The organism is Nautilia abyssi (genome assembly GCF_055388085.1).
The window spans coordinates 1,699,434-1,716,434 of the sequence record NZ_AP042376.1 but is presented as its reverse complement, the minus strand read 5'-3'; the positions used below and the strand labels follow the sequence as shown (position 1 = coordinate 1,716,434).

Sequence of the window (17,001 nt, the reverse complement as noted above, 5' to 3'; positions counted from 1 at the left end):
TTAATTCCTTACCATAATTTCGCATTGAAAATCATGTAAACGCTTTTATTATCGCTGTTAACATCATAAGAAGAATGTATCGGATAACCTACTCCGATTCTGCAGGAATATCTTTTCTTTATACTTATAATAATTTCGCCTCCCCCTCCCGTTAAAACAAGAGATTTCTCTTCTCCAGGAATCGGGTCGTTTACATATGCTCCTGCATTATCTATAAAAAAACCTATCTGCACACCGTTTTTAAAATATTTGTTTTTAATTTCAGGATGATAGAACCATTCGATGGAGGTACTGTATCCGTAATCCCCGAGTTTAACGGACGGATTGTAACCTCTGACGCTGTTCATACCACCTATGGAGAACATTTCCGATAAAGGAAGCCTGTAATTAGAATACTGCATATTCAAAACAAACAAAAAACTGTTTTTCAGATTAAGATAAAAGTTATAAGAGGAATTAAGATTATATTTGAAGAAATTTCTGTCCTCTTCAAACCTGCTTCCGACCGCGTCATCTCCGTCCCAGCCTCTGGATATGGATAAAACCGCATTTATTTCGCTAAAAATTTTACTGTGTTTTAAAGAAGCGGATAATGTAAGAATTTTTATATCGTCTTTTGATGAAAGACTGCCTAAAAGATAACTTTTTGATTCTTTTTTATTTAAATCAAGCATCATATTAATTTTATTAACGACATTATAAAGCATAGGCTGTGTAATACCTAATGAAGCAATTTTAGTATTACCTTTAATATCTAAAACGGCAAAAGTACCTGTTACTACATAATTTGCGTATAAATAAGTCATATTTATTCTTGTATGATATCTGCCAAAAGGTTTTGTAGTATATGTGGTTTTATATAATTTCGTACTCCAGCTATCTATACCAAGCGTAGTATGAAAATTAACTAAATCGCCGTCCGCAAACAGATTACCGTATAAAATATCCGCTGAAACCCTGTCTTTTGAAGTACTGCTTGAACCCAGATTGTCATATGTAATACTTCCATGAAACGGCCTTGAATCGTTTACATCCAAATTTACTTTTGTTTCTCCGTATTTTTTACCTTTTTTTAAATAAGCTTTAACTTGCAGATCCTGATTTTCGTTAAGAAGCAATAATGACTTCATAAAAGTTTTATAATCTAAATAATCACCCTTTTTCATATTTAAATTACTTTTTATAAATTTTTTAGAATAATATTTATTTCCGTATACTGAAATACTGCCTATTTTTGCTTTAATTATTTCAATAACCAAAACATGGTTTTTGATTTTTTGAGGAGGCAGAAGCACTTTTGTAAATACTTCTCCGTTTTTTTTAAACAGTTTGTTCAATTTTTCTTTTAATTCTTCTATCTGTTTTAATGTTAGTTTACGGTTTTCATATTTTGACAAAAGAGGTTTTGCCAATATTAAATCCTGTTTACTGACATCGCCTTTTAATATGATCTTTTGAATAAAGACAGTAGATGAAGCCAATAAAAAAATTACACTTATATTTAATACTAAGAATAATTTTAACAACAAGTTATTATTTTTACTTTGCATATCTGTACCTTTTGTATACGTTTATGTTATTATTGTATATCAAAAGAAAAATTAAAGGAATGACATTTGAGTTCATTTTCGTTTAATAAAACTAAATCAATAAGAAAAAGCCATGAATTTTAGTTATTTTGCAAAAAAAGATGCCAATTTTTTATTTAAAAACTTCACATTATCAGCACTGTTTTATAATTTTTTAATAGAGCTTCTGCCTACCATTAATATAGATAAAAAAGAACTTGAAAAATTCACTAATTTTAAAATAGAACCTATATCAGACAACGAAAGAGTATCCATTATTAAAGCTTATAAACTATGGAAAGGAATTGAAAAATTATCCGGCCGCAGTGACATCGGCCTTGTTATTGCTGATTATTTTACTTTGTCAAAAGCGGGATTAATCGGTAAAGTTTTTATCCATACATCCAATTTAAGAGAATCCGTTGATATTATGAAAAGATACTTATCCTTAATTATCAACAATATTAATACAAAATATGTAGAAATCGGCGATACGGTTATATTCTATTTTGACGTAATACCTAGATTTATTATTCCTCTCAGTGTATGCGAATGCTATGCGAAAATATGCTATAACTGGATCAGACAGTATACCGGTTTAGAAGTACTGCCTATTAAAGAGATAAATTTTTACGGAAAAAAACCTAAACATATTGATTTTTACAAACGGACTTTTCCTAATGTTAAAGTATCTTTTAATCAGTACACAAATTATATTATTTTGGACAAAAGTATTTTTTACATACCTAATTTCAGAGAAAAATACCCTCCTTACAAATTTATGCTAAAACATATTCAACAAATGAAAAAAGAGTTATTTACCAAATCATCATGTACGCAAAAAATCATAAATGAAATAATCACCAATCTGCCGGAAGGAAATAACAGCGTTGAACTTACAGCCAAAAATTTAAATATAAGCCAAAGCACTTTAAAAAGACATTTAAAAAAAGAAAACACAACTTTTAAAAAACTTACCGAACTAATAAGAAAAAAACTTTCTTTTTATATGTTACAGGACAAAAATTTATCATATGAAGAAATATCTTATCTTTTAGGCTATTCCGAATACAGCCCTTTTTTCCGGGCATTTAAAAAATGGTACAACATGACTCCTTCAAATTTTAGAGCTTCTAAAGCCGGCATATAATCATTAACACCCCCTAAATTATGTTATAATTAGCAAATTATAAAATCGGATTAATAACCTCTTAAAGGAATATATATGTCAAAAATGTTAGAATTTAAAGATAACTGCGGTTTTGGTGTTATTGCACATATTAAAGGAAAAGCAACACACAAAATGGTAAATCAGGCGCTTGAAGCGCTTGAGAGAATGATGCACAGAGGCGCTATTGCGGCTGACGGTAAATCTGGAGACGGAAGCGGTCTTTTGTTTTCTCTTCCAAAAGAGTTTTTCAGAAAAATAGCTCACGCACAGGGAGTTGACCTGCCTGACACATTTGGAATAGGCGTTATTTTTTTAAAAAACGAAAATCAAAAAACCACTATTGAAGAGTTTTGTGAAAAAAACGATTTAAAAGTCGCGTTATGGAGAGAAGTCCCTGTAAATACAGAAGCTCTCGGGGAACTGGCACTTAAAACACTTCCGAAAATTTATCATGCGTTTATCGTTCCTAATTCAATTATAGCTATAAAAAGATTTGAAGAACTTTTATATTTAACAAGAAAAGAAATAGAAAACTTCATTGAAGACAGAGATTTTTATATTCCTACTTTCTCAAGCAAAAAAATAGCCTACAAAGGGCTGTTGATGCCAAATCATATTAAAGAGTTCTATCCTGATTTGGCGGATAAGGATTTTAAAATTTCTTTCGCACTTTTTCATCAGAGATTCTCTACAAACACTCTTCCTGAATGGAGACTTGCACAGCCTTTCAGATTTATCGCCCATAACGGTGAGATTAACTCTATCCAGGCAAACAGAATAAACGCTCTAATCAAAAGCGAATCAATTAAATCTGAAGTATTTTCAAAAGAAGAGCTTGAAAGACTTCTTCCAATCGTAAGATTTGATGAAAGTGACTCAAGCTCGCTTGATCGTATGGTTGAATTTTTAATTATGAACGGAATGGACTTCTTTAAAACCATAAGAGCGCTTATTCCTATGCCTTGGCAAAACGCCCCTTATCTTGACAGTGAGCTTAAAGCGTTTTATGAATACTTCTCAACCCGTTTTGAAGCATGGGACGGTCCGGCTGCGGTAAGTATTACGGATGGAAGATATATAGGAGTAGTACTCGACAGAAACGGGCTCAGACCTGCAAAATACGTAATTACAAAAGACGACACCATCCTTATCGCCAGTGAATACGGTGTAATTGACTTCCCTGAAGAAGACATTGTTCAAAGAGGCAAACTCCAATCAGGCCAGATGATAGGCGTTGATACGAAATTCGGCGTAGTTCTGAAAAATAAAGATATCGACGAATACCTAAAATCAAGCAATCCTTATACAAAATGGCTGAATGAAAACATGATATATCTTCAGGAATATATTGAAAATCCGTATGCAATAGATGAACAGATTGAACTTAACGAGCTGATCTACAAACAAAGATATGCGGGAATATCAAAAGAGGTTATTAATTTAGTTATTAAGCCTATGATGGAAGACGGAAAAGAACCGACAGGGAGTATGGGTGATGATACTCCGCTTGCGTGCTTTAGCGATTATCCTTTTAGAAGTTTCAACGACTTCTTCAGACAAAAATTCGCTCAGGTTACAAACCCTCCTATCGACTCACTTAGAGAAAAAATAGTTATGTCTTTAAATACTGGATTCGGTGAAATTCACAATATTTTAGATGAAGCACCGGAACACGCTAAAAGAATCAAAACGACTTCGCCTATTCTTACACAGACAAAACTGAGCGTTCTTAAAAGCTTCGGCGATGAAAACTCTCCGAGATTTGAAAGCGATTATAAAAACGCAACTTATTCTATAACGTTCAAAAACAACCTGAAAAAATCACTTGAAGAGCTGACAGATAAAATCGTAGAAGATGTTAAAAACGGTGTAAGAATTATATTCCTTGACGACAGCGGCATTGATAAAGAACATAAAACAATGCCTATGGCAATGGTAATAGGAAGACTGCACAAAAAACTTCTTGATGCAAAACTCAGACACCTTACAAGTATAGTGGCTCTTACAAGCGAGGTTACAAACCCTCATGATGCGGCTGTAATGATTGCATACGGTGCAACTGCCATATATCCGTATCTGTTATTCAAAACAGTTTGCAAACTGTGTGATGAAAAAGGCCTAAACAGAGACGACGCACTATTTAACGTTCACAGCGCACTTAACAAAGGTATTTTGAAAATTATGTCAAAAATGGGTATTTCTACAATCGCAAGCTACAGAAACTCGGCTCTTTTTGACATTATAGGTCTAAGCAGCGAAGTACAGGAAGAGTGCTTTATAGGAAGTAAAACACTGCTTCCTGGTCTAACGTATGAAGATATTGAAGAAAGACTCAACATCAGACATCAAAAAGCGTTCGAAGAAGAAAAACTGCTTCCTGGAGGAATCATTAAACAGAGAAAAGGCGAAGAATACCACGAAATAACGCCTCAAGTTACAAGAGCTTTCCTTAAAGCTATCAAATCAGGCGAAAAAGCTGACTATGAAGAATTTAAAAACCTTGTAGAAAACAGACGTCCTACTTACATAAGAGATTTCCTTGATATCAAAAGCGACAGAAAGCCTATTTCAATAGATAAAGTAGAGCCTCGCGAAAATATTATCAAAAGATTCATAGGTGCGGCTATGAGTATCGGTGCGCTCAGTCCTGAAGCGCATGAAATATTAGCCGAAGCCATGAACAGCCTGGGTGCCAGAACAAACTCCGGTGAAGGCGGAGAAGACAAAAGAAGAAACGGCACAATCAAACAGAGCAAAATCAGACAGGTGGCATCGGGTAGATTTGGTGTGACTCCTGAATACCTTGTAAACGCGGAAGAGATCCAGATTAAAGTTGCTCAGGGTGCAAAACCGGGCGAAGGTGGACAGCTTCCTGGATTTAAAGTTACGACTTACATCGCTAAACTCAGACACACAACACCAGGAAAAACTCTTATTTCACCACCTCCTCACCACGATATATATTCAATCGAGGATCTGGCACAGCTTATATTCGACCTTAAACAGATAAACCCTGAAGCAACTATCAGCGTTAAGCTTGTTTCAACCGCGGGAGTCGGAACAATCGCTGCCGGTGTTGCAAAAGCGTATGCGGATCAGATCGTTATCAGCGGTAGCGAAGGCGGTACGGGAGCCGCTCCTATTACGTCTATAAGACATGCGGGTAACCCGTGGGAAATCGGACTTATCGAAGCACACAACGCACTAAAAGAAAACCACTTAAGAAAATACGTAGCCCTTGAAACGGACGGTGCTCTTAAAGTCGGAAGAGACGTAATGTTTGCGGCACTTCTAGGGGCTGAATACTATGCATTCGGTACAAGCCTTTTAATGGCGGTTGACTGTATCTTCTGTAGAAGCTGTCAGACAAACAAATGTCCTGTGGGAATCACAACTCAGGATGAAGACTACAGAGCCAAATTCAAAGGTAACGTAGAAAAAGTTAAAAACTATATCATTGCACTTGCCGAAGACGTAAGAGAATGGCTTGCAAGCATCGGTTACGCTTCACTTGACGAAGTAATCGGAAGAAACGACTTAATTACCGTTAAAGATATAGATTTAGCCAAAAAATTCGACTTTTCTATGATATTTAGACAAACAGAGGGAGTAAACACTAAACAAGTTGAAAACGAACCGTTTGACAAAAACGAATTTGAAAAAGAGATGCTCGAGCTTGTAATGGATACAATCAAAAATCCAAACCACAAATCGGTCGTAAAAGCAGAAATCTGCAACCTAAACAGAAGTTTCGGTGCAAGAATCAGCGGTGTTGTGGCTAAATATTACGGTGATACCGGACTTGCAGACGACAGTATCGTATTTAACCTGACAGGTACTGCAGGACAGAGCTTCGGGGTGTTTTTAAGCAAAGGTATTACTTTAAGATTACAAGGCGTTGCAAACGATTATGTCGGAAAAGGAATGGCCGGAGGTAAAATAATTGTAACTCCTAAAAAAGGAGCGGGAGCCGGAAACACATGCCTGTACGGTGCGACTGCCGGTAAATTGTTCATTGCGGGGCCTGTGGGTGAGAGATTTGCCGTTAGAAACTCAGGCGCTGTTGCAATCGTAGAAGGTACGGGTGACCATCCTTGTGAATACATGACAGGCGGTGAAGTTATAATCCTCGGTAAAACAGGTATCAACTTCGGTGCAGGTATGACAGGAGGGGTTGCGTTTGTTTACGACAAAGAGCATGAATTCGTAGATAAAATAAATGCGGAACTCATCGAAATCAGAAGAATCGACATCGACGAAAACGAAAAACCTAAAATTTACCTCAAAAAAAGACTGATCGAATACTATAACGCAACAGGAAGCGAAAAAGCGAAATTCATTCTTGACAACTTCAGAAGCGAAGTTAGACACTTCTGGCTTGTAACTCCAAAAGACAACCGCCCGCCTCTTGATCCAAACGACATGGATTAAAGGAAGGCTATGAAAATAGCCCTCCATGTTCCGTGTTATATAAACGAACTCTTCCCGCATGTGGCTAAGGCAACTACGCTGCTTTTAAGAAATCTCGGCTACAGTGTAACCATTCCCAAAAACCAGACGTGCTGCGGACAGCCTTTTATAAACAGCGGGTTTGAAACCACACTTCCCAATATATACGACGAAATATTCGGAGAATTTGACTATGTGGTTTCACCTTCAAGCAGCTGTGTAAGCACCATAAAGTCCCAAAAAATCGAAATTAGTGATAAAACATATGAAGTTACCGACTTTTTATATTCCAAAGGCCATCTAAACCTTGCAAAAAACCGTAAATCTGTAATACTTCATAACTCATGCCACTCAATGAGGCACCTGGATGTGGCGACTCCGAGTGAACTTAACATACCTTACAAAAACAAAGTAAAAGAAGTGCTCGGATGTGAAGTTTTAGAAGCTGCGAGGGATGAATGCTGTGGATTCGGAGGAGTTTACAGCGTAAAAGAAGGAGAGATGAGCTATATTATCGGAAAAGAAAAACTAAACGACCTTCTCAGCAGCTGGAAGTACGACTTTACGCCTGTAATTACAGGAGTGGATATGAGCTGTCTTATGCACTTAAAAGGCATAGCCGAAAAAGAGGGAATTAATGCCGAGTTTAAACATATAAGCGAGATTCTTCTGGAAAGCGTAGAAAACAGTGAAAAGTGAAATTATCCACTTTAGAAAACTAATTAAAGGTAGACAGTGAAACATTACGAATTAGCCGTAAAGTTTTATAAACAAAAGGGTCCCCGCCACGATAAAAGCCTCTGGGCTATCAGACAAAAAAGAGACAAAGCAATAAAGGAAGTCAAAGAGTGGGAAGAGCTTAGAAACAAAGCCTCCAGGATTAAAGATTATGTAATTGAAAACCTGCACTCTCTTGTGGATGAGTTTATAAAAAACGCAAAAAAAGCAGGAATTGAGGTTGTTTTTGCCAAAGACGCTAAAGAGCACAATGAAACGGTACTTAGATACCTAAAAGATATAAACGCAAAAAAAGTTGTCAAATCAAAATCGATGCTTACAGAAGAGTGCAACCTCAATGAATATCTGCAAGAAAACGGAATTAAGGTAATAGACACCGACCTTGGCGAAAGAATTGTACAGCTAAGGGGTGAAAAACCGTCTCACATAGTCCTGCCCGCAATCCATACTACAAAAGAGGACGTTGCCGAAATTTTAAACGAAACAAACACAGACCCGACATATCTGACACATAAAATGAGAGCGCTTTTACGAAAAGAGTTCCTATCAGCCGACGCAGGACTTAGCGGTGCGAATTTCCTTGTGGCGGACAAAGGCTGGGCGGTGGTGTGCACCAATGAAGGAAACGCGGACCTCGGAGCCGTTTTACCTCCACTACATATAATCAGCGTAGGAATTGAGAAAATTGTTCCCAATATGAAAGATTTGGGAGTGTTTTTAAGAATGCTCGCCCGAAACGCCACGGGGCAGAAAATCACAACATATACATCCGTTTTCGGCAAAAAAGAAAACGGCAAAAGAGTAATAATTTTAGTCGATAACGGAAGGTTTAAAAGACTCAAAAGCCAATTTAAAGAAACCCTAAAATGCATAAGATGCTCGGCGTGTCTTACCACATGCCCGGTATTCAGACGCTCTGGCGGACACTCATACAGATATGTAATCCCGGGACCTATCGGAAGTCTCTTGGCACCTTTAACTAATAAAGAAGAATATTCGGACCTGCCGTTTGCATGTACTCTTTGCGGAAGCTGTGAGACGGTGTGTCCGGTTAAAATCCCTTTTACCAAGCAGCTTGTAAATATGAGACATTATGTAATTAAAAGTGAAAAGTTAAAAGTTAAAAGTGAAGGTATGAAATTGGCTGAAAAAGCGATGCATTCTCCTAAAATGTTTAAACTTTTCAGCACGATTTTACGTCTTACTCCAAAGCCTCTGCTTGAGAGCGTGGCAAAAGAATGGAGCAGATACAAGGCTCTTCCGGCAATACCTAAAGAAAGATTTATAAAATAATGGAGAATTGAGAATGAAGAATGGAGAATTAACTAATGAATTTATAAAAAACCTGAAATTAGCCGGAGGGGAAGTGCTGGACGAAATACCTGAAGGCTGGTATGTAACCGAAGCAAAGTTCGGTATTGCTGAAAACGGAGCTGTTTGGGTGGAAGATTATCAAAAAGACTTATTTTTAAGTGAAAAAGTAGCCGTTAAAATGCCAAAAAAAGTAGTGCCTACAATGCATGAAGCTGTTGAAATGATTGAAAACCCGGGAGTTTTCATCTCAGGGTCTTCCAAAACGGCTGATGTTGAAAGTTTCCTGGTATTCGGTGCTCACGGTCCGATGAAATTCGGCATCTGTTTTATATAACGTAATTTATCAGTTTTTCAAAATTATAATCAAGTTCTTTTTCTTTAAATATAACGTTTAAATCAATTTCCGCATGATCTATTTTCAAATCTAAAAAAGGCTCCATTTTCTTTAAAAACGTTTTACTGTCACCAAAACCTAAAAAAACAAACCTGGCCACACTTTCTTTAAACACGTATATATTATTTTCATTTAACGGATCATTTACTGTGAGGTCTTTAAATTCTTTTTTTATTTTTATAGAAATAGTTTTTATAACGTTTTCTACATTTTCTATACCGTGTTTTTTGTGCAGCAACTGATAATTTTTTATATTAAGCTCAACCATCGTTATTTTTAAACTGTTCTCAATAGCTCTTCTCAAAATAAGCATTAATGCATTTCTGTTCAAAAGTCCGGTAAACGTATCCTCAAAAAATATTTTATACCTTAAATTTTCAAGAAATTTTTCTTCTTTTTCTTCTATATGAAACAGTTTATCGTTAATTATTCTAAACTTATCTATAAAACTTAAAAATTTTTCAAAAAGCCTAGGGTCGAATTTATATTTCATATGTTCAAGAATTTTGATTGCTTCATCGAAATCAAACGCCTCACGGTAAATCCTGTCTGTCGTTAAAGCGTCAAAAACATCTGCAAGCGTTAAAACCCTGCTTAAAAAAGGTATGTTTTCACCTTTTAGCCTGTCAGGATAACCGCTTCCGTCATAATTTTCATGATGATGTTTTACAATATCACTGAGATAAGAAAACTCATACATTCTATCTACAAGATTGGCGCTTAATATAGGATGATATTTAATAATATTATATTCTTCGGGATTTAAAATCGAAGGTTTAAGCAAAACGGAATCCGGAATGGCAATTTTCCCTATATCATGAAGAAGACCGGCATAATAAACATCTTCTACCTGTTTATTTCCAAAATCTAAATATTTTAAAAATTCACTGGCGTAAATGGCAACTCTTTCACTGTGCCCTTTGGTATAAGGATCCCTTAATTCTATAGAATAAATCAACGGTTTTATTTTTTCTATTTTTTCCAATTTGCCCCCGCTTTCTTGATATAATTTTTAAATTACGATATATTTTAACAAAAAAAGGAAATTAATGAAATTCGAAGAAATGAGCCTTAAAGACAAAATTGAAGCTATAGAAAAAGTAATACAAAAAGACATCCTTCCTATGCTTGCGTTTGACGGAGGTATGGCTGAAGTTTTGGATGTAAGAGAAAGCAACGGTGAAACTCACGTATTTATCAGATATGGAGGAGCATGCGCGGCATGCAGCAGTGCAGGAGGAGCGACTCTTTTTGCAATTGAAGAGACATTAAGAAGAAATTTGGATACGGATAAAATCAGGGTATTCCCGATTTAAGGAAACAGTTATGAAAAAAAGCATACTTTTATTTTATATCGTTTCTATAATAGGATTTTTCTTCCCTTATGTTTTAAAATTTTTAATCGCCTCTCCGAATGAAAGCGTTAAAATATTTGCAATATATACACTAGGAAAGTTTAATTTAATCTATTTTGCGGTAGTGGTTGTTTTTTTCTTTATCGGACTGAACAAAAAATTTCAGTTTATACGTATAGCTCAAATAATATTCGTAACCGCTTATATTGCTTATGTACTTGCAGATTATTTTATATTGGCAAAAATTAATGTTCAAAACTATATAAAAGAACATCACTTAAATGCCCAGCTGGTTAAAATTACGGATTTAAAAAAATATCCTAATTTCAAAATTTACTACAAAAAAGCAAACTGGGCGGCAATCAAAATCCTTCCGGAAACTAAAAAAGAGCTTCCTTTTAACTACAGAAAGGACAGAGGTCTGTGAAAATAGTGATAATAGGAGGCGGACCTGCAGGCTCTACAGCCGCAAGGGCTCTGGCTCCATATCATGACGTCACAATTGTACAAAACAGACCGGACTTCGACAAACCGTGCGGAGGAGGCGTAAAAACAAAAATATTTGATGAATTTAGCATTCCGAAAAGTTTGATTAAACATTCCTTAGACCATGTATATATGATTTACAAAAACGATAAAATAAAAATAGATTTAAACGGAGAAAATCTGTCGATTGTCAAAAGAGAGGAATTTGACGAAGAATTAAGAAACCTGGCAGTTCAAGCCGGAGCAAAAATAATATACGGAAGATTTAAAACTTTTCAAAATAAAAAAGCGGTAATAAAAACAAGAGAAAAAGATATTCTCTTGAAATATGACATTTTGATTGCCGCAGACGGAGTGAATTCAACAGTCAGAAAAGCTGTAAATATTCCTCAAATCCCGTCAACAATAACACATTACGCAAGAACAGACGGTTACAAAGTAAAAACATGCGAATTTTTTTTTGATTTTAATATAGGCGGAGAATACTACGCCTGGGCATTCCCTCACGAAAATTTAACCCATCTCGGAACAGTCAGCAGAAAAAATTTCGATAGCTTATGCCAATATCTTAATCTGTCGCTAAAACCCAAAGGTTATAAAATACCTACCTGGGAAAGAGACATAATAATACAAAAAGAAAATATATATTTTGTCGGTGACGCAGCCGGACAGGTTATGCCTCTTAGTTTTGAAGGTATCTATTACGCTATAAAATCCGCCGATCTTTTGGCTAATTGTATTTTAAAAAACAAAAACTATCCAAATGAATGGAATAAAAGATTTTTTAAAGAATTTTCCCTTATGAAAAAACTCGAAACTCTAAATAAAACGTTTATAAGAGGTTTTGTCGTTAAAGCTCACAAACTGAAGCTAATACAAAATTTCAGCGTTAAAATGTGGCTTGGAGAATAAAGCTTTCTAAATTTTAAAGGAGTTCAAATGTTTAATACACCGGTGTTTCAATTAGATAATATTTCCGTTAAGCTTGAATATAAAAATCCTGCCGGAAGCATAAAAGACAGACCGGCACTGTTTATGCTTGAAGACGCTTTCAAAAAAGGCTATAGGGAAATAGTTGAAGTAACAAGTGGAAATACAGGCATAGCCCTTGCTTTTTATGCACAAAAATTCGGTATTAAAGCCACTATCTTTATGCCTGAGAGCTTTTCTGTCGAAAGACAAAAGCTTTTAAAACTTTACGGTGCCAATCTTATACTTACAAAAGGCACGATTTCAGATTCTTTAAACGAAGCGCTTAATTATGCAAAAGAAAAAAACGCTTTTTATACAGACCAGTTTTCAAATCCCTTAAATGCGAAATCACAGGAAATTACAGCCTTTGAAATACTGAACCAGGTTAAAAATATAGACTATTTCGTAGCGGGAGTCGGAAGCGGAGGTACAATTACAGGAATCGGAAGAATTTTAAAACCTCTGGGAGTAAAAATAATAGCGGTTGAGAGTATAAATTCACCTGTGATTTACAATAAGCTGAAAAACAAACATCTTCCTGTAAAAACACATAAAATCCAGGGAATAGGAGCCGGATTTATTACTAAAATAACAAACTTGGATTTAATAGACGATGTCATTTTAATACATGACGACGAAGCGGTTGAATTCACAAAACAGCTTCCAAAACTTGGTATTACCGGAGGAATTTCGACAGCCGCCAATATACTGGCGGCAAAAACGCTTAGCGGAAATGTTGTTACGATTGCGCCTGACGGTATTGAAAAATATATCAGTATCCTATAAAAAGTCTTTTATTATTCAAAACCTTCGGAAGATATCTTCTTCCCTCATCACTAGGCAGCCTCATGGTTAAACGCATATATACTTCTTTGGGAGAGAGTGAATTGATGATATAATAAGCCCTGTCTCTTCTTGTACTGAAAACCCTTAATACGTTACCGATACCGCTGTTATAAGCTGAAATCGCACAATATTCTCTTGATACCGGATTTTTAATATTTTTCAGATATCTGTAAAAAAGAATATTCAAATAAGCTGAACCCACATGTATGTTGTTTTTCGGAACGAATAAAAACTCTTTACTTGGAATATGTTTATATCCGTATGCCCTTTCATACCCTTCGACACCTGCAGTGGTAGGCACTATCTGCATTAGCCCGAAAGCCGGCACGTAACTTACCGCATAAGGATTAAAATCGCTCTCGGTTTTTATAATGGCAAGTATAAGTGTTCTTGAAATATTAAACTTGTTTCCGTACTCTTTTACATACGGAAGATATTTTTTCGCTCTTATGTTTTGAGAATTTTTAGCCAGACTGAACGTAACATAATATACTTTTTGTTTTTTATATATGTAGCTTTTTAATTTATGGGATATCAGCCATTTGGCATACCTCTGGGCCCTCCACCTGTAAAGCACGACTTTATGCTCAAAATCGTATATCTGTCCAGCCAGAAAAGGTTTGCCGTTTAATTTTATTTTATCACTGAAAAGATCAACGCTTCTGGGATCTTCAGGCATAAGCATCGTATTAACAAGTGCAATCTGAAGCGCCTGTTTATAGTTTTTGGCTATTGTTTCTACCTTTACGTAACCTTTATCAAAATTAATTATAGCTCTTGCTTTGTAATTTTCAGAATATTTTACAAGTGTCGTGGTTTTAGGTTTTTGAGGATTTTCCCATATGCTTATAGCTTTAGTAAACTTTTTGATTTCAAGATTGAAATGATAAATAAAACTTTTTATATCTCTTGCTAATACCTGAGGATGCGTTAAATAGTAATTTTTTTTACGGTTTGCATAGGATTTTAAAAACGCTGAAGGATTTTTTGAAACCGCAGCTTCAACCACCGTCTGATAATCACTGACCGAACAACCAAAAAACATAAAAACTATTACCCCGTATATCAACCGTTTCATAGACATAAGTATAACAAAACAAAAAATTATTTTAATAAATTATAAGAGAAGCAGTAAGCAGTCAATTAGTGCCAGACACTATTAATAATAGATTTAAATGGCTCCGGCGAGAGGACTCGAACCTCTGACCCGACGGTTAACAGCCGTCTGCTCTACCGACTGAGCTACGCCGGAATGTGAATAGAATTATACCAAAAAAATTTAAGATTGCAAGTTAGGAATACAAAAAATAGAGAATTTTTTATAAAACTCCCTATTAAGTTCTATATTCGGCGTTTATTTTTACGTATTCATAGCTTAAATCGCACCCGTAAGCCATAAATTCACCCTCTCCGATACCCAAATCGACACTTATTTTAAAAGAATCTTTTTTCATTACTTTATGGGCTTTTTCTTCAGTTTCAGGCGTAAAAAGTATATTTCCTCTGTCATATACCAAAATATCGCCTATTTTTATACTTAATGTATCTTCACTGCATTCCACTCCGCTGGCTCCTATAGTCGACGCAATTCTTCCCCAGTTCGGATCTTCTCCGAATATTGCCGTTTTCATAAGCAGGGAATTAGTAAGCGCTTTTGCGGCTGTTTTGGCTTCTTTTTTATCTTTAGCGCCTTTAACTTCAAATGCCACCAGTTTCGTAGCCCCTTCTCCGTCTCTTACGATATCGGTTGCAAGTTTCAACATAACCTGCTTTAATGCTTCTTTAAACGCTTCTTGATCATAATCACCCTGTGACGTCGTCATTAAAAATACACTGTCGTTTGTAGATGTGTCTCCGTCCACACTTATAGCGTTAAAACTTTGTTCGTTTATTTCCAAAAGAATATTTTTCATATCTTCATCAGGTATATCCGCATCAGTTGTTATAAAACAGAGCATTGTTGCCATTTGAGGGTTTATCATCCCGGCTCCCTTGGCAACTCCTCCTATTTTAAACTTACCGAATTCACCCTCAACTTCAAAAGCAATTTCTTTTTCAAAACTGTCTGTTGTCATTATTGCTTTTGCGAATTTGTTAGAATCTTTTTCGTTAAAATCAAATTGATCAATTGCTTTTTTTATTTTGTCCTTGTCTATTCTTACGCCTATAACTCCTGTTGAACTCATTATAGGATTTGTAACATCAATTTTTGTACCTAGATATTCCAAAATTTCTTCAATATCTTTAATTCCGTCTTCTCCGGTCATTGCGTTAGCGTTTTTTGAGTTTGCAAGTAAAAAGTTTGTGGTTTTAATACCTTTTCTTAATACATATTTCAAAGGCGCCGCCTGAAATCTGTTAGTTGTAAAAAGATATGACATTTTCATTTCTTTTTCGCTTCTTATAAAACCCACATCAAACCCGTCTTTTTTAAATCCCGCGTTTACTCCGCTTGCAAATATCCCCTCAACGGCACAGACACCTCCGCTGATTGGTGTAATTCTAAATTTTTTCTCCATTTTTTCTCCCTTCACAACTTATCTACTTACCTACTTATCTTATATAAAATCTATTTCTTTAGGTTTAACTGAACTTCTGATTACTTTTCTGACTTTACGCATATCTTTTCCCGTACCTATTACAAGCAGCACATCATTAGGTTTTAAAACTACGTCGCCTTTAGGTATCGGTATAAATTTACCGTTTTCTTCTTTAATACCTACAACCGTTACATTAAAAAGCTCTCTTAAATGAACTTCTTTTAATTTTTTATATGCAACCCATGATTTCTTGCTGACAGTAATTTCTTCAAGATCCAAAGGCGTATCTACAGAATATACAAACTCTTCGAGAATATTTTTAACATCGGGATCAACAGTGACTGCCGTCATTCTTTTAGCTATTAACTTGGTTGGAGAAAGAACCTCGTCAGCTCCTAATCTCATAAGTTTTTCTATTTCTTCATCGGAATTCGCCACTGACAGAATATAATACGGATTTCTTTTCAAATCTTTTTCATAAAGTCTTACGCTGCTGACTACCGCTATATTATCCGTAACACTTTTAGAAAGTGTAATTACTCCTCTCGCACTGCTTAAGTGAGCTTTTTTTATTGCAAGTGTTGTATGGGGATCCGCATTAATAAAATAAGGATATTTATATTTTTTTGCAATTTCTTCCAGGTTGTCGTTATTATCTATAACAACGAAAGGTATATGTGCTTTTCTGAGTTCTCTGGTTAACTCTATCGTATAGTCATTGTGATAGCATATAACCATATGTTTTTTAAGCCTTGCAATTTTATAAAGCATTCTATTCTCCTTAAACAGTGCGATTAAGCGTCCTTTATTTATTACGTCAACAAGTATACCTACAGCATATGAAAATACAGCAAATCCCGCAACTATCAAAAATATCGTAAACAATCTTCCAAAAGGAGATATAGGAGCAATTTCACCAAATCCAACCGTTGTAAAAGTAATACCCGTTTGATAAATAGCATCTAAAAGTGAAAAATTATCTATCCAGATATATCCCAAAGTTCCGAACAGCATTATTAAAATAGTTAAAATAACAGGTATTCTGAAAGGTTTTAATTCACCCCATAATTCAGAAGAAAGATCAACTTCAGGTTTAGGACTTCTTTGCCAGTGAAGTGTAGTAGCTAGTTTTTTGAGAAAATCCTCTAAAAAAGAGTCTTTATTCATA

Annotated in this window: 14 protein-coding genes and 1 tRNA gene; 9 read left to right on the top strand and 6 right to left on the bottom strand. The window is 35.4% G+C overall.

Annotated features, from left to right (window positions below):
* Positions 1–8: 8 nt before the first annotated feature.
* Positions 9–1,550 carry a ShlB/FhaC/HecB family hemolysin secretion/activation protein gene (locus tag ACZ5EP_RS09045; protein ID WP_464508862.1) on the bottom strand — a complete coding sequence of 514 codons (1,542 nt, stop codon included), beginning with the start codon at positions 1,548–1,550 and terminating at the stop codon, positions 9–11.
* Positions 1,551–1,662: 112 nt separating this feature from the next.
* Here ACZ5EP_RS09045 and ACZ5EP_RS09040 point away from each other — a divergent pair, with 112 nt between their 5' ends.
* From ACZ5EP_RS09040 to ACZ5EP_RS09020, 5 genes are all read left to right on the top strand, one after another.
* Positions 1,663–2,718, top strand: coding sequence for a helix-turn-helix domain-containing protein (locus ACZ5EP_RS09040; protein WP_464508861.1), 1,056 nt, complete (start codon positions 1,663–1,665; stop codon positions 2,716–2,718).
* Between the two features lie 75 nt (positions 2,719–2,793).
* A complete protein-coding gene (gene gltB, locus ACZ5EP_RS09035; RefSeq protein WP_464508859.1) occupies positions 2,794–7,170 on the top strand; it encodes a glutamate synthase large subunit in 4,377 nt (1,458 codons plus the stop codon).
* A 9-nt stretch (positions 7,171–7,179) separates the two neighbouring features.
* Complete coding sequence (locus tag ACZ5EP_RS09030; RefSeq protein ID WP_464508858.1) at positions 7,180–7,887, top strand: (Fe-S)-binding protein; 708 nt, start codon at positions 7,180–7,182, stop codon at positions 7,885–7,887.
* A gap of 36 nt (positions 7,888–7,923) precedes the next feature.
* A complete protein-coding gene (locus ACZ5EP_RS09025; RefSeq protein WP_464508856.1) occupies positions 7,924–9,219 on the top strand; it encodes a lactate utilization protein B in 1,296 nt (431 codons plus the stop codon).
* A gap of 13 nt (positions 9,220–9,232) precedes the next feature.
* Positions 9,233–9,574, top strand: coding sequence for an LUD domain-containing protein (locus ACZ5EP_RS09020; RefSeq protein WP_464508855.1), 342 nt, complete (start codon positions 9,233–9,235; stop codon positions 9,572–9,574).
* Here ACZ5EP_RS09020 and ACZ5EP_RS09015 read toward each other — a convergent pair.
* Entirely contained in the window at positions 9,567–10,619 is a 1,053-nt protein-coding gene (locus tag ACZ5EP_RS09015; RefSeq protein ID WP_464508854.1) for an HD-GYP domain-containing protein, read from the bottom strand. The two genes, ACZ5EP_RS09020 and ACZ5EP_RS09015, sit on opposite strands and share 8 nt — an antisense overlap.
* 64 nt (positions 10,620–10,683) lie before the next feature.
* Between ACZ5EP_RS09015 and ACZ5EP_RS09010 the strand changes: the two genes are divergently transcribed.
* Genes ACZ5EP_RS09010 through ACZ5EP_RS08995 form a run of 4 tightly spaced genes read left to right on the top strand, consistent with a single transcriptional unit; the run spans position 10,684 to position 13,233 of the window.
* Positions 10,684–10,950 carry a NifU family protein gene (locus tag ACZ5EP_RS09010; protein ID WP_127681641.1) on the top strand — a complete coding sequence of 89 codons (267 nt, stop codon included), beginning with the start codon at positions 10,684–10,686 and terminating at the stop codon, positions 10,948–10,950.
* A gap of 10 nt (positions 10,951–10,960) precedes the next feature.
* Positions 10,961–11,416 carry a hypothetical protein gene (locus ACZ5EP_RS09005; protein ID WP_464508853.1) on the top strand — a complete coding sequence of 152 codons (456 nt, stop codon included), beginning with the start codon at positions 10,961–10,963 and terminating at the stop codon, positions 11,414–11,416.
* Entirely contained in the window at positions 11,413–12,387 is a 975-nt protein-coding gene (locus tag ACZ5EP_RS09000) for an FAD-dependent monooxygenase (protein WP_464508852.1), read from the top strand. The genes ACZ5EP_RS09005 and ACZ5EP_RS09000 overlap by 4 nt, the downstream gene beginning before the upstream one ends.
* Positions 12,388–12,414: 27 nt before the next feature.
* Positions 12,415–13,233, top strand: coding sequence for a PLP-dependent cysteine synthase family protein (locus ACZ5EP_RS08995; RefSeq protein WP_464508851.1), 819 nt, complete (start codon positions 12,415–12,417; stop codon positions 13,231–13,233).
* Here the strand turns inward: ACZ5EP_RS08995 and ACZ5EP_RS08990 are convergent.
* The 4 genes from ACZ5EP_RS08990 to ACZ5EP_RS08975 all read right to left on the bottom strand — a co-directional run bounded on the left by ACZ5EP_RS08990 (position 13,220) and on the right by ACZ5EP_RS08975 (position 17,000).
* Entirely contained in the window at positions 13,220–14,371 is a 1,152-nt protein-coding gene (locus ACZ5EP_RS08990; RefSeq protein WP_464508850.1) for a murein transglycosylase domain-containing protein, read from the bottom strand. The genes ACZ5EP_RS08995 and ACZ5EP_RS08990 overlap by 14 nt on opposite strands.
* Positions 14,372–14,469: 98 nt before the next feature.
* A tRNA-Asn gene (locus tag ACZ5EP_RS08985) sits at positions 14,470–14,545 on the bottom strand.
* Between the two features lie 82 nt (positions 14,546–14,627).
* The gene (argJ, locus tag ACZ5EP_RS08980; RefSeq protein ID WP_464508849.1) at positions 14,628–15,812 is read right to left on the bottom strand and encodes a bifunctional glutamate N-acetyltransferase/amino-acid acetyltransferase ArgJ; all 1,185 of its coding nucleotides are present in this window, start codon (positions 15,810–15,812) and stop codon (positions 14,628–14,630) included.
* Between the two features lie 39 nt (positions 15,813–15,851).
* Positions 15,852–17,000, bottom strand: a complete 1,149-nt coding sequence (locus tag ACZ5EP_RS08975; protein ID WP_464508848.1) for a potassium channel family protein — start codon at positions 16,998–17,000, stop codon at positions 15,852–15,854.
* Position 17,001 lies beyond the last annotated feature (1 nt).

Bases quoted from the DNA above. Each gene is read 5' to 3' on its own strand.
- ACZ5EP_RS09010 (WP_127681641.1), top strand. From the start codon at position 10,684: ATGAAATTCGAAGAAATGAGCCTTAAAGACAAAATTGAAGCTATAGAA.
- argJ (WP_464508849.1), bottom strand. From the start codon at position 15,812: ATGGAGAAAAAATTTAGAATTACACCAATCAGCGGAGGTGTCTGTGCC.
- ACZ5EP_RS09020 (WP_464508855.1), top strand. From the start codon at position 9,233: ATGAAGAATGGAGAATTAACTAATGAATTTATAAAAAACCTGAAATTA.
- ACZ5EP_RS08995 (WP_464508851.1), top strand. From the start codon at position 12,415: ATGTTTAATACACCGGTGTTTCAATTAGATAATATTTCCGTTAAGCTT.
- ACZ5EP_RS08990 (WP_464508850.1), bottom strand. From the start codon at position 14,371: ATGAAACGGTTGATATACGGGGTAATAGTTTTTATGTTTTTTGGTTGT.
- ACZ5EP_RS09045 (WP_464508862.1), bottom strand. From the start codon at position 1,550: ATGCAAAGTAAAAATAATAACTTGTTGTTAAAATTATTCTTAGTATTA.
- ACZ5EP_RS09040 (WP_464508861.1), top strand. From the start codon at position 1,663: ATGAATTTTAGTTATTTTGCAAAAAAAGATGCCAATTTTTTATTTAAA.
- ACZ5EP_RS09030 (WP_464508858.1), top strand. From the start codon at position 7,180: ATGAAAATAGCCCTCCATGTTCCGTGTTATATAAACGAACTCTTCCCG.
- gltB (WP_464508859.1), top strand. From the start codon at position 2,794: ATGTCAAAAATGTTAGAATTTAAAGATAACTGCGGTTTTGGTGTTATT.
- ACZ5EP_RS09005 (WP_464508853.1), top strand. From the start codon at position 10,961: ATGAAAAAAAGCATACTTTTATTTTATATCGTTTCTATAATAGGATTT.
- ACZ5EP_RS08975 (WP_464508848.1), bottom strand. From the start codon at position 17,000: ATGAATAAAGACTCTTTTTTAGAGGATTTTCTCAAAAAACTAGCTACT.